Below are 25,222 nucleotides of genomic sequence, written 5' to 3'. Positions count from 1 at the left end.
TTACGGCACCACCGCGTAATTATTTACACGTAATTTGCCGTCGGAGAGATCGCACCTGATGCAATAGCATCAGGCTACAAGGTGTAATGTTACCGATTTCAAATAGGTCAAATAAAATGAAAAAAATAGCTGCTGCGACAATCGTCGCTCTGACTCCAATGTTGACCTGGGCGCAAAGCCTGGGAGAAACGATTCAACTCGACGTCAATGGCGAATTCATTGAAGCGACCCTCGCAGAGCGGCTTTCTTCGCAAAACAGCTACCGCCTGACTTTTGAAATGGCCAGCGGCGATACTCAACACCTCGGCTTTATACACCGACGCGGTGACAACCAGCTCATTTCAATCACTCATCCGCAGGTCGGCTCGGTAACCATCCGCGTGGTTAACGGCAAAACGGTCATTGAAAACACCAATTCATCGCCCGCAGAACCGAAGCAACCCAAAACAGAGCGTACGACAACAACCGCTGTGAATGCGCGGGCGCTGCCTCAGAAAGCGTATTTAGCCAATAAAGCGGCGGCCCCGGCAGACGAGGTTCAGTTATTCGATAATTCGTTGGATGTTTTATTTATCTACGATGATCGATTGTTGGGTTATGCCGACGACAATGGGTACGACTTGGAGCTTGCTATTCAAGGTGCAGTCGATACCAGCAATGCGATTTTTCAACGCTCAAGCTTACCCGTCACCATGACCATAGCCGGCGTAGAGCCTTTCAGACCAGAAAGCACAACCGACTTTCCCAATGAGAACCCGGATACCATACTGGATGAGCTTATAAACGATCAGCGAGTAATACGACTGGTGGATCGTTACAAAGCCGACGTGGTGCATTTTGTTGGGGCTGAAAACCCTGACCTATGCGGTATTGCGTTTAGAGCCTCCGAGTTTAATACCAGTGACAATCAAGTGAATTATGTCAGTGGTGGCTCAAACGCCGGCTATACGGCTATAGAGTGCATGGGGAACGGTACGGTTGCGCACGAAGTCGGGCATAATTTTGGTTTACGTCATGATCGCTATACCCTCGCTGATAATTCAAGCGGCGGTGAAGGAGAGCAGGAAGACTTCCATATTCCTTACGGCTATATTGAAGGCGAAGGTCGTTTCTACACAACCATGTCATATGGTTCGGTTTGTCGCAGCGAATTTAGCACCGGCGACTGTTCAAGCGAAGCCGCATTCTCAAGCCCTGACATTGTCGACAGCAACTATGGTTTACCGTTAGGCAAAGCCGCGTCCGAAATTGACGCCGCCAATGCCAGTTTGGCCGCACAGCGTAGCAGCATTATTTGGTCGAATAACAGCTCAAGAACAAATGTGGCGGGCATGCAAGTCACGCGTTCAGGGAATGATGAGGTAACGCTGACCTGGCCGAGAGTTGAAGGTGCGGACAACTATGCGATTTATTCCAATGCGTGTGAAGAGATTGCAGGGTTATTTCAGCAACAACTTCTTGATACGGCGTCTAATCAGGCCATTAACACCAATGGGGCTGAAACTCTAGCTGACGGTGGTTATGACAACCTGTGCGTTATTGCCGTTGAACAGGTTAACCCTAACACCGCCCGCTGGCGCTTTGTCAGCAACGCAAGCTTTAGTGGAGACTATACCGACGCCGCTGCAAACTACCTCTTACTCGACAACAACGTCGTCAGTTTGGTGGAAGCCGGTGATCAATCTCAGGTAACAATTGAACTCTCGGATGAAAACACCGACAACGCCGCTATTCAGCTAGCGCTTCCGGTAACCGCTAGTGGCACTGACGTCAGTCAGCAAATTGGTATCGACAATGCCGCTGAGTGGTTCAGTTGGGAAGTAGCCGGCTCAGGCACTACCCGAACAATGACAATAACCCTCAAGCAGTCATTGGCCGACATTAGTGCGGGGCTGAACAAAGATAATGTTCATAACCCGTATCACTTGCCGCTAAAAGTGGTAAATACCAATGCTGCGGAGTTTTCAGTGTCCAGTGGTTTGTGGGTAGACCCGGACTCCATGACAGGCGGCGCTGCCCAGGCATTTATCAGCCAGGGAGAGCGCGTTGGAGAGGTCATGACGCTGGATTCGGCTATCAGCGTGTATAACGTGCCGACGGATGTTGCCATTACTGTTAACGATGTTGAGGGGCTTATTGAAAACTTCAGCGCGACAGAAGTTGAATCGGCCGTTGAAGGTGAGCGGCGCATTCAGCTAACGGGTGAGACACCGCCCGTGGACGATGCGCTGTCTGTGCCACTGCAAATCAACTTCAGTGACGGCAGTGCCAGCATTAATGTGTCTCTCACGGTAGAGCCTCGCGCTATTGCGCCGACCATACGAAGCTTTCGGGCTAGTAATACAATAGCAGGGCAGAGCGTGTCATTAACCGCAATGGTGACCGACGCTGACGGCAACTTAGATACGTCCAGCATCGAGGTCGTTCGGTTGAATAGTGACGGCAGCGAAACCCGTGTGTCCAACGTCAATTATGAGGGTGATACGGCCACTGCGTCATTAGGCAGCCTGTCTACCGGTGAGTACGAATACCGCCTGACCGCAAGCGACATCGAGGGTAACAGCGAGACCGCAGCGGTCCGTTTTACTGTCACTGAAGCTGCGTCAGGCAGTAGCGGCGGTAATGCAGCCTGGCTATTGTTATTGGTGCCAGTCGCGTGGTTAGTGCGACGTTGCAAACGCTGATGCTACCGTAGCCTGACGTTATTACGTCAGGTACGATGTCTAAAACGCACCTCCGTATTATTTAAACAAAGTGGGAAATGACAAAACCGCACCTGATGCAATAGCATCAGGCTACTTAAACTGCAGCTCTTTGTAACTGAAGTTGGCTTTCACTTCTTTTTGCATCCACTCGAGCATCACGAAGCATCGTGACTCGCCGTCAAGCTGAACAATTTTAGCAAGGAATCCACGGAACGGACCTTGCTGAATTTCGACGCTATCACCCACTTTCGGGGCTTGTTCATCGGTCAGCTCGTCAACGCCTTTCATTTCGTCGACCCACTGTTGTGGAATTTTGGGAATGTTGTTACCAAACCTGAGAACGCCAGCCACACCATAGGTACTGCGTATTTTGTAAAACTGCTCAATGATATCGTCCAGCTTTACAAACAAGTAATTCGGAAACATGGGCTCAACAACTGACGTACGAACGCCGCGACGAAGTTTTTTCACCGTTAACTTGGGCGCAAACACCTCAAACCCTTGGTTTTCCAGGTTTAATGCGGCACGCTCTTCCTGCTTAGGCTTCGTGCGAATAACGTACCAAACGTCACTGTCGAGCTGGCTCATAACACATCCTTTCCTTTATTGGCGGCGGATCTTTCCATATTAATCTATACGACGCAAGCGTATTGACTTGAGCGTTTACTCAAGGCATCTTAACGCAAAATTAACAATACGGAGCAACAAATGGAATTTAATCACGGTGGTTTTTGGCTACGTTTAGCGGCAGCTATTATCGACACTATTATCACGCAATTGGGCTTAACCATTATCGGTGTCATTATCGGCATTTTCGTCGGTATATTTATGGGCGCTGCGGGTTCACCAATGGGTGATATTGAAATGGTCGCCGGTGGTATCGGTTACGTTATCGGTATCGTTGGTCAGTGGTTGTATTTCACCATTTTTGAAATCTCTGGCTGGATGGCAACACCAGGCAAGAAAATTCTGGGTCTGCAGGTCACCGACATGAACGGTCAGCAAATCGGCTTTGGCCGTGCCAATGGTCGTTACTGGGGTAAAATTGTGTCAGCGCTTCTCCTCATGGTTGGTTTTATCATGATAGCCTTCACCGAGAAAAAGCAGGGTTTACATGACATTATGGCCGGCACTTTAGTCATCAAAAAGCCGTCGGCATAAAATCATTGCAAAAAACTGGGGCGGCAAGGTAAGCTGAAAAGGTCTTTCAACGTAATAAAGGCCTAAGTCTATGCGAGCCAACCGCCTCAGACGAGAAAATAACTCCCGCCGCCGTGCCGTTATCCGCAAGCGCCGTCAGCGCATTATTGAACGCCGCGAAAAGTGGTTTCGCTTAGTCCAGAAAGAAGGCACACCTAAAGTCGAGTAGCCTGACGTTATTACGTCAGGTGCGATGCCGCAACTACCCACATTAAACCTTCATCACCCAACTGTTCCGGCGGTGCAGTTAGCTAAATCTCACCTGATGAAATAGCATCAGGCTACGGTCAATTGTCAGCATCTAGCTACGACCAACTGCCTTTCCAATACCTTCGGGGTACTGTATAATCCGCCAGCAAAAATCGCCCAGCTTTGGAGACCTTGCTTGTGGAAATCTACCGCGGTGCACCAGCCTTATCAGCCTTTAAAACAACGAAGCAACTCGAGCAACTGAAACAAGCCGGCTTGCCGGTTAACGAACTTTATGCCGAGTACCAGCATTTCGTAGATTTGCACAATGAGCTGACCGACGAACATCGTTCAGTATTGGTGCAATTATTGAAATACGGCCCGGAATTGCCCGCTCATGAGCCAGAAGGCGCGCTCATTTTAGTCACTCCACGTATTGGCACCATTTCTCCCTGGGCATCGAAAGCGACCGATATTGCGCACAACTGTGGTTTAAAAAACATCCACAGAGTGGAGCGTGGCACCGCGTATTACTTAAAAGGCGACTTGTCTGCTGAAGAACTGAAACAAGCTGCTGCGTTATTGCACGATCGCATGACCGAAAGTGTCCTGTACGACATGGACGACGCGCGCCAGTTGTTCAGTACACAGGAGCCTCAGCCATTGTCGTCTGTTGATATCTTAGCGGGCGGGCGCGAGGCGTTGGCGCAAGCAAATATCAATTTAGGTCTGGCGCTGGCCGACGATGAAATTGACTACCTTGTCGAAAACTTCCAGAAGCTTGAACGTAATCCGAACGACATCGAACTCTATATGTTCGCTCAGGCCAACTCTGAGCACTGCCGCCATAAAATCTTCAACGCCGACTGGACTATTGACGGTAAAGAGCAGCCTAAGTCGCTGTTCAAAATGATTAAAAACACCTTCGAAACCACGCCAGACTACGTGCTTTCTGCGTACAAAGACAACGCCGCCGTTATGGAGGGCCACGAAGCCGGGCGCTTTTACCCGCAGCCGGACAGCATGAGCTATGGCTACCATCACGAGCCTGTGCATATTCTTATGAAAGTAGAAACGCACAACCACCCAACCGCGATTTCGCCATACCCGGGTGCCGCAACTGGCTCCGGCGGTGAAATTCGTGATGAAGGCGCCACAGGCGTGGGCTCAAAACCGAAAGCCGGTTTGGTGGGCTTTAGTGTCTCGAACCTGAACATTCCGGGGTTCAGGCAACCGTGGGAAGAAAACTACGGCAAGCCAGCGCGCATTGTGTCAGCACTGGACATTATGCTGGAAGGCCCATTAGGCGGCGCTGCTTTTAATAACGAATTTGGTCGTCCGGCGCTGACGGGGTATTTCCGTACCTACGAGCAAACCGTCGACAGCCATAACGGCCTTGAAACACGCGGGTATCACAAGCCGATTATGATAGCCGGAGGTATGGGTAACATTCGCGAAGCGCATGTCCAAAAAGGGGACATCCCGGTTGGCGCTAAGTTAGTCGTGTTAGGTGGTCCGGCAATGAACATTGGCTTGGGCGGCGGCGCGGCATCCTCCATGGCGTCGGGTGAATCGACTGAAGACTTAGACTTTGCTTCTGTACAACGTGAAAACCCGGAAATGGAACGCCGTTGTCAGGAAGTGATTGACCGCTGCTGGCAGCTGGGCGCTGAAAACCCGATTGCTTTCATTCATGACGTGGGCGCCGGCGGTTTGTCGAATGCCATGCCGGAACTGGTCAGCGACGGCGGGCGCGGTGGTAAGTTCGAGCTGCGTGACATTCCGAACGACGAGCCGGGCATGACGCCACTGGAAATTTGGTGTAACGAGTCGCAAGAGCGCTACGTTATTGCCATCGCACCGGAAAACCTGGCGCGTTTTGAAGCGATTTGCGAACGCGAACGTGCCGAGTACGCCGTCATTGGTGAAGCCACCGAAGAGCTGACGGTATTGCTGAACGACGCTAAGTTCTCTAATCAGCCTATCGACCTATCGTTGGATATTCTGCTTGGCAAGCCGCCGAAAATGCACCGTGATGTTGAAACCAAGCAAGCAAGCGGTGTCGATTTGCACTTAGAAGGTGTCGATATTAATGACGCTGCAGACCGCTTATTGCGCTTACCGGCTATCGCCGAGAAAACCTTCCTGATTACCATTGGTGACCGCAGTGTTACCGGTCTGGTGGCGCGCGACCAAATGGTTGGCCCGTGGCAAATTCCGGTCGCAGACGTTGCGGTAACCGCCGCCAGTTATGACAGCTATCACGGTGAAGCCATGGCCATGGGCGAGCGTACACCGCTGGCTTTATTGAACTTTGGCGCATCGGCACGCATGGCTGTCGCCGAGTCATTAACCAACATTGCCGCCGCTGATATTGGCGACTTAAAACGCATTAAATTGTCGGCGAACTGGATGTCAGCCGCCGGCCACCCGGGCGAAGACGCGGGCCTATACGAAGCCGTGAAAGCGGTGGGTGAAGAGTTATGTCCGGAACTGGGCATCACCATTCCGGTGGGTAAAGACTCAATGTCGATGAAAACCCAGTGGCAGGACGATGGCGAAGACAAAGCAGTCACTGCACCGTTAAGCTTAATTATCACGGCCTTTGGTCGCGTGAATGACATTCGGGCGACATTGACGCCGCAGTTGCGCACCGACAAAGGACAGTCGCATCTGGTACTTATTGACTTAGGTCAGGGCAAGAACCGTTTGGGCGGCTCTGCGCTGGCGCAAGTGTATCAGCAGCTGGGTAAAGAAACGCCGGATCTCGACGACACCAACGTATTCAAAGCGTTTTTCAATACCACGCAGCAACTGGTCACTGAAGGGCGGTTGCTGGCTTACCATGACCGTTCCGACGGCGGTTTGTTCGGCACCGTGGCGGAAATGGCTTTTGCTGGTAACTGCGGTGTGAATGTCGCGTTAGATGAGCTTGGCGAAAATAACCTGGCGGCACTGTTCAATGAAGAATTGGGCGCGGTTATTCAGGTGAGCGACGAGCAGTATCAAAACGTCATGGATGCATACGCGTCAGCCGGTTTAAGCGACTGCGTAAAGCGCATTGGTGAGCCAACCAATGAAGACGCTATTGTCTTTACCCGGGAAGGCAAAAACGTATTGGCTCAAAGTCGTACGCACTGGCGTACGGTATGGGCCGAAACAACGCATCAAATGCAGAGCCTGCGCGACAACCCAGTGTGTGCTGACGAAGAATTCCGCTTGAAACAACGTGCCGATAACCCGGGCTTACAAGCGGACTTAACCTTTGATCCGGCAGAAGATATTGCGGCGCCTTATATTGCTAAAGGTGTTTCACCGAAAGTGGCGATCTTGCGTGAGCAGGGCGTGAACTCGCACTATGAAATGGCGGCGGCATTCGACCGTGCCGGCTTCGAAGCGGTTGACGTACACATGAGTGACATTTTAGCCGGACGTGTATCGTTGGAAGACATGCAGGCACTGGCAGCCTGTGGCGGATTCTCGTACGGTGACGTGCTGGGCGCCGGCGAAGGCTGGGCTAAGTCCATTCTGTTTAATGACCGCGCGCGCGAACAATTTGAAGCCTTCTTTAATCGCGATGATACGTTGGCGCTGGGCGTGTGCAACGGTTGCCAAATGTTGTCGACGTTAAAATCGCTGATTCCGGGTACCGACCACTGGCCGCGTTTTGTCACCAACCGCAGCGAGCGCTTTGAAGCCCGCTTCAGCCTGGTGGAAGTGCAAAAGTCTGCGTCGGTTTTCTTAGGAGACATGGCAGGCTCGCGTATGCCAATTGCCGTATCACACGGCGAAGGCCGCGCGGAGTTTGCTAACGCACAGCAACAAAGCCAGTTAGAGCAGAACGCTCAGGTCGCACTGCGTTACATCGACAACTGGGGCGAAGTGGCCGAGCAGTACCCGGCGAACCCGAACGGCTCGCCGCAAGGTATCACTGCTGTGACCAGCGAAGATGGCCGCGTCACCGCCATGATGCCGCACCCGGAACGCGTTTTCCGCACCGTTGCCAACAGCTGGCACCCAGACGAATGGGGCGAAGACAGCCCATGGATGCGCATGTTCCGCAACGCCCGCAAACACCTCGGATAACCTGACACACCATAATGTAGCCTGACGTTATTACGTCAGGTGAGGTGTCGACGGTTTTACTACCGCATATCTATTTGCACATAATTTATCGAAGGAAAGAGCGAACCTGATGCAATAGCATCAGGCTACTCAGCACGATCAGGTCACAGCAGTTATTTTAATGCCTAGCGCTTTAGTAACTGCTAACACACTCTTAAGTGTCGGGTTCCCTTTTTTACTAAACGAACGGTATAGCTGCTCTCGGGATAAGCCCGTTTTTCTGGCCAGTTCCGCCATACCTTCCGCTCGGGCTGCAATACCTAACGCATTAGCAATATAAGCCGCATCTTCTGTTTCCAGCGCATCAGCGACAAAAGCGGCAACAGAGTCTGCGTCTTTTAAATGTGAGTGCGCATCAAATTTTTTGAAAGTTGTTGCCATGCTCTTTACTCCATTTTTCATAAAGGCGATGAGCCACTTGAATGTCTCGCTTTTGACTGTTCTTATCTCCTCCGGCCAACAGAAGAATAAGTACGCCCTGATCCTCATATAAGTAAACTCGATATCCAGAACCAAAATGTAAGCGAAGCTCACTGAGACCATGCCCGATAGGTTTCACATCACCAGGCATGCCTTGAATTAGCCTGTTAATTCGAGAAATTATACGGCCTTTTATCTTCGAGTCTTTAATACCTGACAACCAACGCTCAAACTTATAGCTCTCATATACAGATAAAGTCATTGTAGTTTATAAATTACATTTAGCAAGTTTATTCGGGCATAATTCACCGTCGGACAGATCGCACCTGATGCAATAGCATCAGGCTACATGGGGGCTTTATCAGGCTACGACCTACACGCATGTAGCCTGACGTTATTTACGTCAGGAGCGGTGCCGACAGCATCTTGCATCGATTCGGGTATTATCACCCGAATCGTTGCAGTAGTTGGGCGACCATGGGGTGTTCGAAGGGACGTTTTAGGGTAATGGCGTAGAAGTGCTCGAAGACGTTAGGTAATGTCAGGTAGCGTTTGAGCTGGCCGCCGGTCAGCTCGTCACGCACAACAACGTCGGGAATGACGGCCAATGCGCCGGTGTCACGGGCAAGCAGACGCAGCATGGCCATGTCGTCGGCTTCGGCCAATACCCTAGGCTGCCAGTTGTATTCGGCGCTGAGCATATCAAAGGCGGATCGAAGCGGCATATTTTCCGGGGGCAATACCCAATTTTGCCCCACCAATGCCTCAGAGGTTAACCGCTCAATATCACGCCCAACGGGTCCAATCACCGACACCGGCTGCCTAGCCAGCAAACGGCTTTGCCAAAGTTGCTTGTCACTGCCGCGTACGTTGGTATTTGCCAGCGCAATATCAATTTGATGATTCGCCAATTCATTAAACAACTGGTCGGGCGTCATTGAGTGCAGTCGATAATTCACCTTCTGCTGGTGCACCAAGTCATTAATAAAGGCCTCGACAAAGTTGCGTGACATAGTTGAGGCATGACCAATACGAATCACCACGTCGTCACCGGTTTGACCATGCTTCAACTGATTCACCAGGCTTTCACCTTCGTGAAAAATTCGGCTGGCGTATTGGCGTGCAATATAACCGGCTTCGGTCAGCACAAGCTGACGCCCCTGGCGCTCAAACAACGGGGTACCAAACCATTCTTCCAGTTGTTTAATCTGCGCCGACAACGCCGATTGCGACACATGCAGCTTCTGCGCCGTTTGCGTTAAGTGGCCATTTTCCGCCACATGCCAAAAATAAAACAGATGTTTGTAATTCATGTTGTCCTCTATCGCGTAGCCTGACGTTATTACGTCAGGTGAGATGCCGCCTCCGCGGCCATCGCGCAATTATTTTCGCACAATTTGCCGCCGGAGAGATCGCACCTGATGCAATAGCATCAGGCTACAAAAGCGGTGCATCAGGTTATAACTGTTAATAAAAATAGAACGAAAACATAATATATATCTATTTTACTTAACATCAACAAAACATCCATAATTCGCGTCAACATAAAACCCTCCAAACGAGGTACCAACGACGTGTTATTGACAGAATGGCTCACATTTTCAGGTATACGCCCGGTGTTACTGGCATTGGTCGTCGTTTTGGCCTTCGTGGTCACCAACTACGCCCGAACCAACTTCCGGCTGGATCCGCGTCGTCGCTCATTTATCACCAAACTGATTGGCTGCCTGACCGCCGTTCTCATACTCATTGTCAGTAACAACATCATTGTTTTTTTTGCCGCCTGGATGGCAATAAGCCTGCAACTGCACAGCCTGCTCATGTTCTACCCGGAGCGTGATCGCGCCGTGCTCGCTGCCCATAAAAAATTCATTCTGGCGCGCTGCTCGGAAACTTTCCTCGGTACCGCACTTTTGCTCATGTACCTGCACACCGGCAGCTTACAGCTCGACACTATCTTACAAAGCGTCACCGCAGCCAATACCGCAACCAATGCAACGCCGTCACTGATTCAACACGTCGCCGCGCTCTGTCTGGTCATGGCGGCTCTAATAAAGTGTGCTCAGTTACCTTTGCACGGCTGGCTGATTCAGGTCGTCGAAGCGCCAACACCGGTATCCGCCTTGCTGCACGCGGGCATCATTAATTTAGGCGGCTTTCTGCTACTCGCCACCACACCTATCTGGGGCAACAGCACCGTCGCTGTCTGGTTACTCTGCTTAGTGTCCGCCGCCTCTTGCTGTTTCGCGGCACTCATTATGGCGACCCGCATCAGCATAAAAGTCCGCCTCGCCTGGTCGACCTGCGCACAAATGGGGCTGATGCTCTTGGAAATAGGTCTGGGCTATTACGACTTAGCCTTACTGCACTTAGTCGCGCACTCGGTTTATAAAGCCCACGCGTTTCTGTCGGTTAGCGAGGTCGCTATTATCAGGCAACCGCAAGCCCGCTCACTGTGGCGTGTTGGTGTCATATTCATCGCCTTTCAGGCTATTGTTGCTGCCGCCTGCTGGTGGTGGCTGAATGACCCGAAATGGTTACCGTCAGCGCTGCTGGCGATGGCGCTTACCACCATATGGATGAACCTTTACCAACCGCTGTTACGAGTCGGTGTGTCAGTGCTTACTATCGCTGTTTACCTTGCACTGGGAGCACTGGCGCAACAGGCTATAGAGCCACAACAGCTGACGCACCCCTGGTTGGAGCCGCTCATCGCACTGCTGTTCAATGCCTTTGCCTTTACCTACTGGTTAGTGCACCACACGCCGTCGCACAGCCTTAGCCAACGTTGGTTTATCACCTTAAACGCAGGGTTGTACCTGGACGAATGGCTGACCCGCTTTGTGCTCTGGTTATGGCCAAGCCACCCCATTGAGTATTACCAGCGCCGCAGTCAAAAAGAGGGCTTATCATGATTTCCGTCAGTCGTTTTGTGTCTATCGCTGAGCAAGTGAGCCAGTCGGTTGCCCCGCAGTGGCCATTATCTCAGTGGATAGCCGTGAATCCATTCTGGCAATATCGCAATAAGCCGGTGGAAGACGTTGCGGCGCATTGGCGCTACAGCGCGGGCAGTCAGCTGCTCATGAATCCGGACTTCTACTGGCAAAAGTGGCAACAAAACGACATCGACAAGCAGCATGTCACCGACAAAATGGTCGAGCAGTTGCAGCAGCGTGTCAGTATTATTACGCCAATACCGCAGTGGCAAAACCTGAGTCGCTTGGTCGACAAGTATCAGCAACGCAGTCGCAAAATGCGCTGGAACGAGGAAGTCGTGCTGCAAATTAGCCAAACCTGCGGCCTGTTTATGCAGTTTCCTAAACGCTTTCAGGAAGAGGGCAGTGACAGTTCGTTATACAGCCATTGGCTAACCATTTCACGGGCCGACCGCGGTATCGAAACATTAATGGATGAAGGCGACCTAAACGAGCTTTTCGCAGAGCTGCCTGAAGATCCGCACGAACTCATTAAAGTTTGTCAGGCCAGCTTTATGACCGACGCCTCAGACGATGCGCTGCAGTGCTATTGCCAGGCACTGATCAGTGACTTATGGGGCTGGGCGGCGGCGCTCGCGTATCAGGATGCGCGGCAGGACAGCCAATGGGTGTTTGAACTCTTGTGCATTCGTCTGGCATGGGAGTACCTGCTGTGGCACTTAGCCGAGCGAACCAATACCTCCGTTCACGAACAACTGAAAGCCAGCTTCAATGAACAGCTCGACCATTGCTTTGGTTGGGTTGGCTATGCGCAGCAGTACAACGAGTTGCTGTGGAAATGGCAAACCGCTTATGAACGTTCGCAAGTGGCGCGTCTTCAGTTTACTGACTCAACCGCCGAGCAACCGTCAAAAAGTCCGGACATACAAGCGGTGTTTTGTATTGACGTGCGCTCCGAGCGATACCGTAGAGCGTTGGAAAAAGCGGGCCAAGCGATAGGCAAACGAGTTCAGACCAAAGGCTTTGCCGGCTTTTTCGGGGTGCCGTTAGGGGTCAAACAGCGAACAGGTAAAACGCCGCATGTGCCCGGCTTGTTGCAACCGTCGTATTACATTAAAGCCCCTGAGCAAAAACAAACGACGATGTCACTGCTGACCAACTTGTTCAACACGCCGGTTTCCATGTTCAGTGGTGTGGAAGCACTGGGGTTAAGCAAGCTGAAATCTCTGCTGGCTGGCATACCCGGTAGAATTGACCGAGCCGCTGAACATACCCATGCAACCATCTGCAATGAAGAGGGTGAAGTCTCAACAGAAGCATTGGTGGCCGTGTGCGAACAGGCGCTGGCCGGTATGCAGTTTCAGAGCTTTGGACGGCATGTCCTGCTGGTTGGGCATGGTTCGCACCATAGTAATAATGCGCAACGCGCCGGGCTTAACTGTGGAGCCTGCGGTGGTCAGACTGGCGCGCTAAGTGCAAGGGTGTTGGCGCGGCTACTCAACAACGCAGACATCCGTGAACACTTGAGCGAGCGAGGCTTCGATATTCCATCGAAAACGCGTTTTTATTCTGCTTTGCACGAAACCGTTACTGACAACATTGTTTGGCTGTCGGAGGCTGTGCCCGGAGAGGTGAAACAAGTATTTGCGCACGCCAGTGAATCGCTTGCAGCGAATGCTGAGGCCTCCGAGAAAGCGCGTAAAAAACGATCCAGCCACTGGGCTGAACTGCGTCCGGAGTGGGGCCTGGCCGACAACAATACCTTGTTTTTCGGGCGTGCCGGACGGCTTTCGTCTGCCAATACCATCGGTAGTCGCTTCCTGCACGACTATTACAGCGAGAACGATCCCAACGGCGCGTTGTTAACTCAGCTGTTCAGTGCGCCGGGTTTGGTCGCGAACTGGATAAACTGGCAATACTACTGCTCAGTCACCGACCCTAAACAATTAGGCAGCGGCAACAAACTGCTTCATAACCGCGTTGCCAATGACATAGGCGTGTTTGAAGGCAATGGTGGTGACTTAAGGCAAGGGCTTGCCTGGCAGTCTGTTCATGACGGCAAAGACTTTGTGCATCGCCCTATGCGACTGCAAGTCATTGTCGAAGCCAGCGAAGATATCATTCAAAAGGCGTTGGCAAGCGCCGAAGACTTCAACCATCTGTTCCAGCACGACTGGATAAACCTGTATCGACTCGATGAACGAGGTGAGCTATGTCCAGTAACCAAGTGAATACCGCCCAAGCGGTTACCTGCTGCACAATGAAAGAGCTATACGACGTTGTGCGTACAAGGCCATTCAATCAGCCCTTTGCTGTGCATTACCAAGATGGGCGCACCGACACCGGCCTCAACTCCGAAGAAGACTTAAGAGCCAGCCTTCGGAGTCATGGCAACCCGTTTTTAAAAGACCCAGTGGACATCTCGGTAGCCTGACGTGTCTATATGTAGCCTGACGTTACTTACGTCAGGTTCAAATATTCATTCGTTCAAGTGAAATTAATTTTTAAAAACTGGCTTTTCTATAATATTCACTCTATCGTGTGAAATATATTGATATTATCATTTTTTTCTTCTATATTCACTCAATCAAGTGAATTCAATATCTCACCTGATGCAATAGCATCAGGCTACAAGGTTGTCGTATCGGGTTGCGCGGTGCATGTAGCCTGACGTTATTACGTCAGGTGCGGTCCAGAAAAGGAGCAGCCATGCTGCTGGAAGCAAAAGACACAAAAACCATCGGGCGCATTGCAAAAATCGTGCGGCAGCAACAAGAGCTGGATCAGACAACAGCTGGCGCTTTTGCAGGCTGTGGCATTAATTTTGTGAGTCAATTCGAAAATGGCAAGCCAACAGTGCAACTGGAAAAAGCCCTAAATGTACTGAATGCGCTTGGCATAAAAGTCTACTTAGACATTCCTGACAGCGCTTCAAGTGACAAGCTCACCGAATTAACCGGACGCCTCAGTCATGAATAATTCACTTGTCGAAGAGCGACAACTCGACGTTTACATTAACGACAAGCCTGTTGGTCAGTTAAAAGAGCACAACGGGCTTTGGGTTTTCGAATACGCGCAAAGTTGGCTGCAAGATCCCAAAAGTTCTCCTTTAACGCCTTCGCTAAGCCTAAACCAAAAAGAGCACATAGATACCGGAACGCAACGTCCCGTACAGTGGTTTTTTGACAACCTTCTGCCAGAAGAGAAAGCTCGGGAGGTTCTGGCAAAAGACTACGACTTAGATAAAGAAGATGCTTTTGCACTGTTAGAAGCGATAGGTGCAGAGTCTGCCGGAGCTATTACATTATTGAAGCCCGGCGAGACATTGCCATCGGGTGACCTGTTCCCGATAACCGATGGTGACATCAGCAGCCGCATTCATAAGCTTCCGAAAGGGCAAATGAATAGCAAACAGCGCAAGCGGATGTCGCTGGCCGGTGCTCAGCACAAAATGTTGTTGGTTATTAACGAAGAGGGCCGATTCGAGCCCAGCGGAGAAACACCTTCTACCCACATTTTAAAACCAGAGCATACCCAACCCGAATTTTACTGGTTTACCGTTCGTAACGAATATTTCGTGATGACGTTGGCGCATCGGTGCCAGTTAATTGTGCCTAAAGTTTCTATAGATTACGTGCCAGAACCCATATACATCGTTGAGCGTTTTGATCGCGCAGGCACTTACCCAAATACCCAGCGTTTACACGTTCTTGATGGCTGCCAAATGCTGGATATTTCAGCATCTGCGAAATATCGTGCAAGCAACGTAACAGCGTTAAAACGCTTGGTCGATATGACTCGGGCACCAGCACAAACGGCTTTTCGACTGTTTCGTTGGGCGCTGTTTAATTTTCTTGTGGGCAATGGCGATGCGCATCTCAAAAATTTAACGTTTCGCTACAGCGTAAATGACTGTCAGTTAATGCCTCATTATGATTTGCTCTCTACAGCGGTATACGCTGACGCAAGAGATCATGTCAACGAAGAGTTGTCGCAACCTATTGGCGACGCAAATCATTTTGGGCAGGTGACACGACAATCTGTTTTGACCTTCGCAGAAGGCTTAGGGCTTAACAAGCCCGTCGCAGAGCGAGAAATAGAGCGGCTGTGCAAAAGCATTCAGCAAGAAGCCGACAAACTCATCACCGAGCTTGAGCAACAGCCCAATTTTGAGTCAAAAGCAGGCGAATTGCAGCTGTTGCGCAATATCCGATACCGCTGTATTGGGGAGTTTGCCAATCAGTTAATGTAGCCTGACTTGTCCCGATGTAACCTGACTACATGCACCCGTAGCCTGACGTTATTTACGTCAGGGCCAGACCTCACCTGATGCAATAGCATCACGCTACATGCACCTTACGTACATCTATCAATCAACAACCACCCCATATCGCTCACGAATTTTCGCGGCCAACGCCGACCGGGCGTCTGGCTCGCCATGAATTAAGCGTATGCGCTTCACCGGCTCTTCGGTGGCGTCAATAAAGTCTAAAAGCTCTTGCTGGTCGGCGTGAGCGGAATAACCACCTAAAGTATAAATGCCCGCTTTAATCCAGACTCGTTCGTGGTCTAAATCGACATAGCCACCGCGTGGGCCGTAGGTTTGTATATCGCGCCCCGGGGTTCCGGCGGCCTGGTAGCCTACAAACAACACATCGGTGCGTGAGTCCGGAAGCAAGGCTTTTAAGTAATTCAACATACGTCCGCCGGTACACATACCGCTTGCAGCAATGACAATGCAGGGGTCACCGCTGCTTTTTAAATAATTCACCACGCGCTCATGGTCACTGTGGTCGTCTACTGTCATTAGGCGGTCGAAATTCAGCGGGTGTCGGTCTTCTTCTACCCGTGCCAATGCCTCTTCGTCCCAAAACGACTTCATGGTCCGGTACTGTTTAGTAAATTGTGCGGCCAGTGGGGAATCTAAAATCACCGTCATTTTGTGCCATACGGGGTCCGCCACGCCAGTCTCCGCTTCCTTAGCCCGAGCTTTATGAATAATGTCTTCTAATTCGTACAAAAGCTCTTGCGTACGGCCAATACTAAACGCAGGAATTAAAATAGTACCTTTGTTCTCCACACAACGTTCAATCACCGACTTCAGGCGCTGTTCGCGGTCAAGGCGTGACTCGTGGTTCTTGTCGCCGTAGGTGCTTTCCAGCAACAGAAAATCAACGCGTTCCAGCGGGGTAGGGTCGGGCAACAGCGGCGTATTTTTACAACCTAAGTCACCCGAGAACACCACACGGTAGTGAGTATTCACATTCTCAATTTCTACATAAGACGACCCCAGAATATGGCCTGCCTGACGAAAGCGCAGCTTAAAGCGCTCAGTCGCAAAGTCAGCAGGCAGCTCCAGCCAGCTATCGTACTCCACCGGTTGTAGCTGGCGCTGCAGGCGAGTTATCACGGCATCAATAATATCGGCGTTGCGGGTTAGGCCTACTTTTAACGCGTCTTCAATAACCAGCGGCAACAAATGCGCGGTAGCTTTCGTGCAGTAAATAGGGCCGGAAAATCCCGCAATAAGCAACCAGGGAATGCGGCCTACGTGGTCAATGTGACAGTGGGTCACCACCAACGCCTGCACCTTGCTAATATCGAAGTCAATTTCCTGCGTATTGGCGTCCGCGCCGGAACCCGAGGTTTCCGCCCCCTGGAACAACCCGCAGTCAATTAAAAGCGAGTGGTCACTGTCTAACAACAGTTCGTGGCAAGAGCCCGTAACGCCTTCAAACGCGCCGTGATGAATAACATCCATGTGTAGGTTCCTTTTGCTGTTTTGTAGCCTGATGCTATTGCATCAGGTGAGAACTATCCTGACGTAATAACGTCAGGCTACATAAATTGATAAAAAAGCGCTATCGGACAAAAGGGTGATATTAGGCAATTGGAAGGAACTAACCGCTTAAAATATCATCAATTACTAACAATAAAGCCTTTGTAGGAAAAGGGCTGCATGCGGTATCATACTTGCTTGATCAAAATTCAGAATAATACGAATAAATCACATAATTACCCGCACCACCGGCCTATGGGAACCGCAACCCATGGGCGGTAGCGTGCCTGAAGGCTCAACAATGACAAACGATACTCATAACTACGACCCTCAACGGCATTCGGATTACCAAAACGACGAAATTGATCTGCGCGAGCTGTTTGGCATTATCTGGCAGGGCAAATGGTGGATTATTGCCATTACCTTCGTATTCGCCTTGGGCTCGGTTATTTACTCATTAAGCCTGCCGAATATTTATAAATCAGAAGCGACATTGGCACCGACAGAAGAAGCCAGTGGTGGTGGACTCTCACAAATGGCCGGGCAATTAGGTGGTTTGGCAAGCCTAGCTGGAGTTAACCTTGGTTCTCAGGGAGCCGACAAAACCACCATCGCTCTGGAAATTTTAAAGTCTCGGGCCTTTATAAAAAGCTTTGTCGAAAAATATGACATACTGCCCGAGCTTATGGCTGTGGAAGAGTGGAACCGTGGCACCGGCATTGTCTTTGACAACGAACTTTATAACCCGGACACCAAAGAGTGGGTTAGAGAAGTTGAACCCCCTAAGCAGCCAACACCATCAAGTTGGGAATACGTAAAAGTATTCAGAGACCAAGTGCTGCATGTGACTAAAGACGAGACAACAGGCCTTGTAACAATAGCAGTAAACCATCAGTCTCCAGAAGTAGCCGAGCAGTGGGTAGGGTGGCTTATTGAAGAAATTAATAACCATATGCGTGAAAGAGACATTCAGGAAGCGCAGAGAAGCTTGGAGTACTTAGACAAAGAATTGCAGAGCACATCGTTAAGTGATATGCAGCAGGTATTCTACGAGCTAATAGAAAAACAAACGCAAACTATCATGCTGGCGAATGTGCGGCCTGAGTACATTTTTCAAACGTTAGACCCAGCCGTAGTACCAGAACAGAAAGCTAAACCATCGCGTGCGTTAATCTGCATTATTGGTACCTTCTTAGGTGGCTTTTTAAGTGTTGGCTTTGTGTTAGTTAGAAATATATTTAGAAAAGAAGAAAACGCCTAATTATAAAACTACGTAGCCTGACGCTATTGCGTCAGGTGAGATATCTAAATGAATAAAATGAATAAAATGAACCCCATGAAAATATTAGTCACAGGCGGTGCAGGCTTCATAGGCTCAGCCGTTATCCGCCACTTAATCAATGACACTAACCACAGCGTAGTCAACGTCGACAAACTCACCTACGCAGGCAACTTAGAAAGCCTGGCATCAGTCAACAACAATAACCGTTATGCATTTGAGCAAGTCGATATATGCGACGCTAACGAAATAAAGCGAGTATTCGAGCAGCATCAGCCAGATGTCGTCATGCACTTAGCGGCAGAGTCTCACGTGGACCGCTCCATTGACGGCCCCGGTGAGTTCATGCACACTAACATTATTGGTACTTATACGCTTCTAGAGCAGGCAAGAGCCTACTGGCAAAACTTGCCAGAGAATCAAAAGGCTAACTTCAAGTTTCACCATATATCGACAGATGAAGTCTACGGCGATTTACCCCATCCGGATACGCATGCAGGTGAACTACCACTATTCACAGAAACTAATGCTTACAAGCCGAGCTCTCCATACAGTGCATCAAAAGCCAGTAGCGATCACTTAGTCAGAGCCTGGCATCGTACCTACGGTTTACCTACTGTGATTACTAACTGTTCCAACAATTATGGACCTTACCATTTTCCCGAAAAACTGATTCCGCTCATGATTTTAAATGCTTTAGACGGTAAGCCATTACCTGTTTATGGTAGAGGGAACCAGATACGAGATTGGCTGTATGTGGAAGATCACGCTCGAGCACTGGTGAAAGTGGCATTCGAAGGTAAAGTCGGCGAAACCTACAACATTGGTGGGCATAACGAAAAGCAAAACATTGAAGTGGTGGGTACTATTTGCGACATACTCGATGAGCTAGTACCGAATAACAGCACGTATAAAGAGCTAATAACCTATGTTGAAGACCGCCCTGGCCATGACATGCGCTACGCCATTGACTCAACCAAAATTAAGAAGGACTTAGGCTGGATACCTGAAGAAACATTCGAGTCTGGTATACGTAAAACAGTGCAGTGGTATTTAAACAACGAGGAATGGTGCCAGCGAGTGCAGGACGGTAGCTACCAACGAGAGCGTTTAGGAAGTGCACAGTCAGGAGACGTAGCATGAAAGGAATAGTATTAGCAGGCGGCTCAGGCACACGCCTATACCCAATAACAAAAGGCGTGTCGAAGCAGCTTTTACCCATTTACGATAAACCGATGATCTACTACCCGCTGTCGGTATTAATGTTGGCGGGTATTCGTGAAATACTCATTATTTCTACACCAGAAGACTTACAGAGTTTCGAAAAGCTGCTTGGCGATGGCTCTCAGTTTGGAATCGAGCTAAGTTACGCTGAGCAGCCCAGCCCAGATGGCTTAGCCCAGGCCTTTATTATTGGTGAAGAGTTTATAGGTAAAGATAGCGTCTGCTTAGTACTTGGAGATAATATATATTACGGTCAAGGATTTACGCCTAAATTGTCGGAAGCGGTAAAGCGAACGGAGTGTGAAGGGGGAGCAACTGTTTTCGGTTATCAGGTTAAAGATCCTGAACGGTTTGGCGTCGTTGAATTCGACGCCCAGCAGAAGGCTATATCCATTGAGGAGAAACCAGAAAGACCAAAATCGCACTTTGCTGTGACGGGGTTATATTTTTATGACAATAATGTCGTAGAAATAGCGAAACAGGTTAAGCCTTCTAGCCGAGGTGAGTTAGAAATAACAAGCATAAATCAGAATTATTTAGAGCGAGCAAACTTAAATGTTGAAGTCTTGGGGCGCGGTTTTGCTTGGCTAGATACAGGTACTCATGAAAGTTTATTAGAGGCTGCTCAATTTGTAGAGACTATAGAAAAGCGTCAAGGGTACAAAATTGCGTGCCTGGAAGAAATAGCTTTTAACAAAGGTTGGTTAAGTAAAGACTTGCTTTTGAAGCAATCAGAAGAGCTCCGTAAAAATGGCTACGGAGAGTATCTTCGGGCCATAGTCAATGGTGATGTTTAAGGGGAAATTAATAAGTGATCCTACATGTTAGTAATATAGGAACTTTTATTCCTTCTTTTGTGAATTTAATCAATAAAAGATTTAGTAGTAGAGAACATAAATTTTGGCTGTTAGGTGAGAAAAAGTTAGAGCTATACCCTATTGAAGAAAATAAAAATATTTTCATTGTAAAGTCCACAATTTTCGGGCAGTTATACGCATACTTACGTCTTCTGATACTATTCCATAATAGTAAAAAAATTATTCTTCACGGCTTATTTAATGCTCGTATCCTATTGATTTTAGCATTGTGCCCATGGTTGTTGAAAAAGTGCTACTGGATAATTTGGGGAGCTGATTTATATCAGTTCCAAGAACCGAACATTGGCTGGAAGTCTAAGCTAAATGAAAAGTTTAGAAAATTTGTAATTAAACGTATTGGACATCTTGTCAGTTATATACCAGGCGATATTGAGCGCGTGAGGCAATGGTATGGTGCTACCGGACAATATCATAAATGTCTCATGTATCTTAGCAATGTTGTAGATATCGAAATCTTGGGGCGAGATACGAGAACTAAAGTTGCTAACTCTAAACCTCATATCTTGGTAGGTAACTCTGCAGATCCAAGTAACAATCATTTAAAGACATTGGAAAAGCTGCTTCCGTTTAAAGATAAGAATATTGAGATTTACCTTCCCTTATCTTATGGCGATAAAACCTATGCCAATAAAGTTATTCAACAGGGAACCAACTGGTTTGAAGATAAGATCTTTCCTATGACGTCTCTTATGTCTTTTGAAGAATATCTAGATTTTCTAAATAGAATTGATATTGCAGTTTTTAATCACAAGAGACAGCAAGCAATGGGTAACACAATAACATTACTCGGCTTAGGAAAGACAGTCTATATAAGAAATGACACGAGTCAATGGCAGCTGTTTGAATATTTAGATGTAAAAGTCAAAAATATAGAGGACTTCGATTTATCAGTTTTATCAGAAGCCGACATTGAATCAAATAAAAAAATAATCGAACGTGAGTTTAATGTTGAAAAACTAGTATCACAATACTCAAAGATATTTGAACAATGAAAAAATTTGGATTGTATGTTTTAGGTTTTAAAGGATATCGTTGCTTACAAGCTCTAATTTCAACGTTTGGTGCTGACTGTATCGGCTTTGTTGTTGGTGCTCGTGATGGAAATATTACAGATGATTATTTCGAGTCGATAAAAAAACTTTGTTCTGATAGCCGTATAGTCTTTAAAGAAAGAGCTAAGCCTCGCGATATTAACACTGATATTGAATTTGCCATAGGTTGGCGGTGGTTAATATCCGATGTGAATAATCTCATCGTTTTTCATGATTCTTTGTTACCAAAGTTTCGAGGGTTTGCACCATTAGTGAATGCGTTAATCAAGGGCACAAATGAAATTGGCGTAACTGCTTTAAAGGCGACGGAGCATTATGATGCTGGTGATATCATTGCGCAAGAAAAAATTGTCATTGACTATCCAAAAAAAATAATAGATGCAATCGAGGATGTGTCAGAGTTGTATGCGAAATTACTACTTGAAATTTGTGAGAAAGTCATTTGCGGACAAGAATTAGATTTTTATAAACAAGTTGAGTCGGAAGCGAGCTACAGTCTATGGCGAGACGAGGTTGATTATAAAATTAATTGGTCTCGTGAAGCGAGTTATATCTCTAGATTTATCAATGCAGTAGGGGAACCATATAAAGGGGCTCAGACAACAATAAATGGAAGTACAGTTCGTATCTATGAATCCCTTGTAGTCGATGACGTTAAAATAGAAGATCGTTCAGAACATATTGGAAAAGTCATTTTCATGAATTCAGGCTTACCTACTGTAGTATGCGGTGAAGGCTTATTACAGCTCACCTGTATTGTTAATAATCAAGGGGATTCTCTGCTGGGAAAAATCCCTTTTCGCACTAGGTTTGGACTTTAATTATGTCGATAGCTTTTAATAAACCACCAATGACAGGTAATGAACAGGAATACTTGTTACAAGTTCTTAAAGGATCGAAGCTTTGTGGGGATGGTCCCTTCAGTAAAAGGTGCCAAAAATGGTTTGAAGAAAAGCTCGCGGTAGAGAAAGTATTGCTAACGCCATCGTGCACAGCCGCGTTAGAACTTGCAGCTTTGCTCATTAATATACAGCCTGGCGATGAAGTGATAATGCCAAGCTATACCTTTGTCAGTACCGCGAATGCTTTTGTGCTAAGAGGCGCTAAAATTGTTTTTGTCGACATTAGACAAGACACTATGAATATAGATGAAGACAAAATTGAAGCGGCGATTACAGAAAAGACCCGTGCAATAGTACCTGTACATTACGCAGGGGTAGGCTGTGAGATGGATATCATAATGGATATCGCGAATCGTCACGGGCTATACGTAATTGAAGATGCCGCTCAAGGCGTGATGAGCAAATATAAAGGCCGAGCGTTAGGGACTATTGGGCATTTAGGCGCATTTAGTTTTCACGAGACGAAGAACTACACAAGTGGTGGAGAAGGTGGCCTTCTAATTATTAATGACACTCAATTTATTAACCGCGCAGAAGTTATTCGTGAGAAAGGTACAAACAGAAGTCAGTTTTTTAGAGGTATGGTTGATAAATATCAATGGGTTGATGTTGGCAGTAGTTATCTGCCAAGCGAACTGCAATCCGCTTATTTATGGGCACAGTTAGAAAATGCAGAAGAAATTAACAATACACGACTCTCAGCCTGGGATTATTATAATAAGGGTTTAAAACCGTTGTCACAAACAGGGGTTATAGGTTTAACAAAAATACCTGAAGAATGTGTGCACAATGCTCATATGTTTTATATGAAGACATCGGGATTGGAAGAACGCACAAGATTGTTAGAACACTTAAAGAGTCGTGATATATTCGCAGCATTTCATTACGTACCGTTACATACCTCAAAAGCAGGGCTTAAATTGGGATGGTTCCATGGGGAAGATCGCTTTACGACCAATGAGAGCGAGAAATTAGTTAGACTTCCTTTATGGTACGGCATCAAGCAAAGCGATCAAAAGAGAATTGTTGACGCAATTATTGAGTTTTATAAGTGACGCCTAAGAAAATAGCCGCTTTTGCTATTGGACCAATAGGTGGGGCTTTATTAAGCCTTATATCTTTACCTGTAATTACTTGGTTTTTTTCCCAAGAAGATGTCGGGCGCATGTCTATGTTGCAGGTAACACTCTCTTTCAGCACTTTACTTTTTAGTCTGGGACTTGATCAGTCTTACGTTAGAGAGTTTCATGAAGTCGATAACTCACCAGCGTTATTGAAACGTGCAATGCTACCTGGTTTAGTCTTACTAATGTTGGCACTTGCCGTACTTCTATCATTTGGTGGAATATTAGCTGAATGGTTATTTGGTCTGCCCAAGGTGCATTTGAGTGTGCTAGTTGCGATTGCGCTGTTGGCCAGCTTTGTTTCGCGCTTCCTGTCGCTTGTTCTTCGAATGAACGAACGTGGCTTTGCCTTTTCAATGAGCCAGTTGCTCCCCAAATTGCTGCTTTTACTAATAATTGGTGGATATGTATTTACTGGTGCTAGTAAAAACTTGACGAATCTTATAGTGGCTAATACATCGGCTCTTACATTTGTTCTTGTTATTTATGCATGGAATACCAGAAAGGAATGGCTGGCCAGCTTGAGAAGCCAAGTAGATTTTAATCAACTCAGACAAATGCTTCGGTTTGGTTTGCCTCTTATTCTAGGAGGCCTGGCCTTTTGGGGACTCACCGCTGTTGATAAAATATTTTTAAGGACTTTGACGAGTTTTGAAGAATTAGGCATTTATTCAGTCTCTGTGAGCTTCGCTGCCGCTGCGGTTATTTTGCAAAGCATTTTTTCAACCGTTTGGGCTCCTACTGTCTATAAATGGGCAAGTAAAGGTCAGGGGCTTGAAAACGTGCACCGTGTCAGTCGATATATACTGGCATTAGTTGTTTTGGGTTTTTCTTTAGCTGGGCTTTTTTCATGGGTTGTGACTTTATTTCTACCTGATAGTTATACTGAGGTGCGGTGGATTGTCGTCTCTTGTATAGGGTATCCCTTATTATATACGTTATCTGAGAGCACGGTTGTAGGCATTGGTATTTCAAAGCGCACATCTTATTCAATGTTAGCTGCCGTGACAGCTTTTCTGGTTAATCTGATCGGGAATTGGTTTCTTATACCTCGATACGGAGCTGCAGGTGCAGCTGTGAGTACTTGTGTGTCGTTTTGGGCTTTTTTCTTGTTAAGAACTGAGTTTTCTATTTATTTATGGAAACCGATGCCGAGAGTTTTACTTTATGTATATACAACATTATCTGTCGCCGGAGCATCAACCTTTACTCTGTGGGGCGAAGAGCTCGGAAAGTGGATGTCGGCTTTTTGGATTTTACTTTTAATAAGTTGGTTACTCGCTTTTAAAAATGAAATATCTACGGCGTCGGCGTTCATTTTTAAGCGGCGATTGTTCAAGGGCACTTGATATACTTTCGGTTGTATAAAAGGTTTCAGAGTTAAACTAGCCGTTTTATAGCCTCTTTTG

Annotated in this window: 21 protein-coding genes; 16 read left to right on the top strand and 5 right to left on the bottom strand. The window is 47.9% G+C overall.

The genetic code is table 11. The features are described 5' to 3' along the window. Positions 1–116: 116 nt before the first annotated feature. On the top strand, positions 117–2,684 hold the full coding sequence (locus tag CWC33_RS03050) for a zinc-dependent metalloprotease family protein (protein ID WP_100690732.1): 2,568 nt from the start codon (positions 117–119) through the stop codon (positions 2,682–2,684). A 111-nt stretch (positions 2,685–2,795) separates the two neighbouring features. Here the strand turns inward: CWC33_RS03050 and rfaH are convergent, their stop codons facing one another. After that, entirely contained in the window at positions 2,796–3,293 is a 498-nt protein-coding gene (gene rfaH, locus CWC33_RS03045) for a transcription/translation regulatory transformer protein RfaH (protein ID WP_100690731.1), read from the bottom strand. Positions 3,294–3,413: 120 nt separating this feature from the next. On the opposite strand from rfaH, the gene CWC33_RS03040 reads away from it, so the two are divergent. The 3 genes from CWC33_RS03040 to purL all read left to right on the top strand — a co-directional run bounded on the left by CWC33_RS03040 (position 3,414) and on the right by purL (position 8,180). Further along, positions 3,414–3,866 carry an RDD family protein gene (locus tag CWC33_RS03040; RefSeq protein WP_088768809.1) on the top strand — a complete coding sequence of 151 codons (453 nt, stop codon included), beginning with the start codon at positions 3,414–3,416 and terminating at the stop codon, positions 3,864–3,866. A 70-nt stretch (positions 3,867–3,936) separates the two neighbouring features. Continuing rightward, on the top strand, positions 3,937–4,074 hold the full coding sequence (locus CWC33_RS12640) for a hypothetical protein (RefSeq protein WP_157776081.1): 138 nt from the start codon (positions 3,937–3,939) through the stop codon (positions 4,072–4,074). 218 nt (positions 4,075–4,292) lie between these two features. Then, positions 4,293–8,180: a phosphoribosylformylglycinamidine synthase gene (gene purL, locus CWC33_RS03035; protein WP_100690730.1), complete on the top strand. Its 3,888-nt coding sequence runs from the start codon at positions 4,293–4,295 to the stop codon at positions 8,178–8,180. A gap of 138 nt (positions 8,181–8,318) precedes the next feature. On the opposite strand, the gene CWC33_RS03030 is transcribed toward purL, so the two are convergent. The 3 genes from CWC33_RS03030 to CWC33_RS03020 form a co-directional block, all read right to left on the bottom strand. Then, the gene (locus CWC33_RS03030) at positions 8,319–8,600 is read right to left on the bottom strand and encodes an addiction module antidote protein (RefSeq protein WP_100690729.1); all 282 of its coding nucleotides are present in this window, start codon (positions 8,598–8,600) and stop codon (positions 8,319–8,321) included. After that, positions 8,575–8,901, bottom strand: a complete 327-nt coding sequence (locus CWC33_RS03025; protein WP_100690728.1) for a type II toxin-antitoxin system RelE/ParE family toxin — start codon at positions 8,899–8,901, stop codon at positions 8,575–8,577. Before CWC33_RS03025 ends, CWC33_RS03030 begins: the two co-directional genes overlap by 26 nt. A 184-nt stretch (positions 8,902–9,085) precedes the next feature. Next, complete coding sequence (locus CWC33_RS03020; RefSeq protein ID WP_100690727.1) at positions 9,086–9,952, bottom strand: LysR family transcriptional regulator; 867 nt, start codon at positions 9,950–9,952, stop codon at positions 9,086–9,088. A gap of 267 nt (positions 9,953–10,219) precedes the next feature. Here CWC33_RS03020 and CWC33_RS03015 point away from each other — a divergent pair, with 267 nt between their 5' ends. The 5 genes from CWC33_RS03015 (at position 10,220) to CWC33_RS02995 (ending at position 15,827) form a co-directional block, all read left to right on the top strand. After that, the gene (locus CWC33_RS03015) at positions 10,220–11,554 is read left to right on the top strand and encodes an NADH-quinone oxidoreductase subunit L (protein ID WP_100692260.1); all 1,335 of its coding nucleotides are present in this window, start codon (positions 10,220–10,222) and stop codon (positions 11,552–11,554) included. Further along, complete coding sequence (locus tag CWC33_RS03010) at positions 11,551–13,806, top strand: putative inorganic carbon transporter subunit DabA (protein ID WP_100690726.1); 2,256 nt, start codon at positions 11,551–11,553, stop codon at positions 13,804–13,806. The genes CWC33_RS03015 and CWC33_RS03010 overlap by 4 nt, the downstream gene beginning before the upstream one ends. Then, positions 13,788–14,009 (top strand): hypothetical protein, encoded by a 222-nt coding sequence (locus CWC33_RS03005; RefSeq protein ID WP_100690725.1) that lies wholly within the window; start codon positions 13,788–13,790, stop codon positions 14,007–14,009. The genes CWC33_RS03010 and CWC33_RS03005 overlap by 19 nt, the downstream gene beginning before the upstream one ends. A gap of 275 nt (positions 14,010–14,284) precedes the next feature. Beyond that, positions 14,285–14,554, top strand: coding sequence for a Cro/Cl family transcriptional regulator (locus CWC33_RS03000; RefSeq protein WP_100690724.1), 270 nt, complete (start codon positions 14,285–14,287; stop codon positions 14,552–14,554). Then, positions 14,547–15,827 (top strand): HipA domain-containing protein, encoded by a 1,281-nt coding sequence (locus CWC33_RS02995; RefSeq protein ID WP_100690723.1) that lies wholly within the window; start codon positions 14,547–14,549, stop codon positions 15,825–15,827. The genes CWC33_RS03000 and CWC33_RS02995 overlap by 8 nt, the downstream gene beginning before the upstream one ends. A gap of 117 nt (positions 15,828–15,944) precedes the next feature. Here CWC33_RS02995 and CWC33_RS02990 read toward each other — a convergent pair whose 3' ends face one another. Continuing rightward, entirely contained in the window at positions 15,945–17,336 is a 1,392-nt protein-coding gene (locus CWC33_RS02990; protein WP_100690722.1) for an MBL fold metallo-hydrolase RNA specificity domain-containing protein, read from the bottom strand. 319 nt (positions 17,337–17,655) lie between these two features. Here CWC33_RS02990 and CWC33_RS02985 point away from each other — a divergent pair, with 319 nt between their 5' ends. From CWC33_RS02985 to CWC33_RS02955, 7 genes are all read left to right on the top strand, one after another. Then, entirely contained in the window at positions 17,656–18,615 is a 960-nt protein-coding gene (locus tag CWC33_RS02985; RefSeq protein ID WP_100692259.1) for a Wzz/FepE/Etk N-terminal domain-containing protein, read from the top strand. Positions 18,616–18,690: 75 nt separating this feature from the next. Beyond that, the gene (gene rfbB / locus CWC33_RS02980; RefSeq protein ID WP_442906207.1) at positions 18,691–19,776 is read left to right on the top strand and encodes a dTDP-glucose 4,6-dehydratase; all 1,086 of its coding nucleotides are present in this window, start codon (positions 18,691–18,693) and stop codon (positions 19,774–19,776) included. Then, positions 19,773–20,654, top strand: coding sequence for a glucose-1-phosphate thymidylyltransferase RfbA (gene rfbA / locus CWC33_RS02975; protein WP_100690721.1), 882 nt, complete (start codon positions 19,773–19,775; stop codon positions 20,652–20,654). The genes rfbB and rfbA overlap by 4 nt, the downstream gene beginning before the upstream one ends. 14 nt (positions 20,655–20,668) lie before the next feature. Then, on the top strand, positions 20,669–21,727 hold the full coding sequence (locus CWC33_RS02970) for a TDP-N-acetylfucosamine:lipid II N-acetylfucosaminyltransferase (RefSeq protein ID WP_100690720.1): 1,059 nt from the start codon (positions 20,669–20,671) through the stop codon (positions 21,725–21,727). Further along, positions 21,724–22,608 carry a methionyl-tRNA formyltransferase gene (locus tag CWC33_RS02965; RefSeq protein ID WP_100690719.1) on the top strand — a complete coding sequence of 295 codons (885 nt, stop codon included), beginning with the start codon at positions 21,724–21,726 and terminating at the stop codon, positions 22,606–22,608. Before CWC33_RS02970 ends, CWC33_RS02965 begins: the two co-directional genes overlap by 4 nt. Before the next feature lie 2 nt (positions 22,609–22,610). Beyond that, on the top strand, positions 22,611–23,744 hold the full coding sequence (rffA, locus tag CWC33_RS02960; protein ID WP_100690718.1) for a dTDP-4-amino-4,6-dideoxygalactose transaminase: 1,134 nt from the start codon (positions 22,611–22,613) through the stop codon (positions 23,742–23,744). Further along, positions 23,741–25,162 carry a lipopolysaccharide biosynthesis protein gene (locus CWC33_RS02955; RefSeq protein ID WP_100690717.1) on the top strand — a complete coding sequence of 474 codons (1,422 nt, stop codon included), beginning with the start codon at positions 23,741–23,743 and terminating at the stop codon, positions 25,160–25,162. The genes rffA and CWC33_RS02955 overlap by 4 nt, the downstream gene beginning before the upstream one ends. The last annotated feature ends 60 nt before the right edge of the window (positions 25,163–25,222 follow it).

This window comes from Idiomarina sp. X4 (assembly GCF_002808045.1).
Classification (GTDB): Bacteria; Pseudomonadota; Gammaproteobacteria; order Enterobacterales; family Alteromonadaceae; genus Idiomarina.
This window is presented reverse-complemented; position numbering and strand designations above follow the sequence as displayed.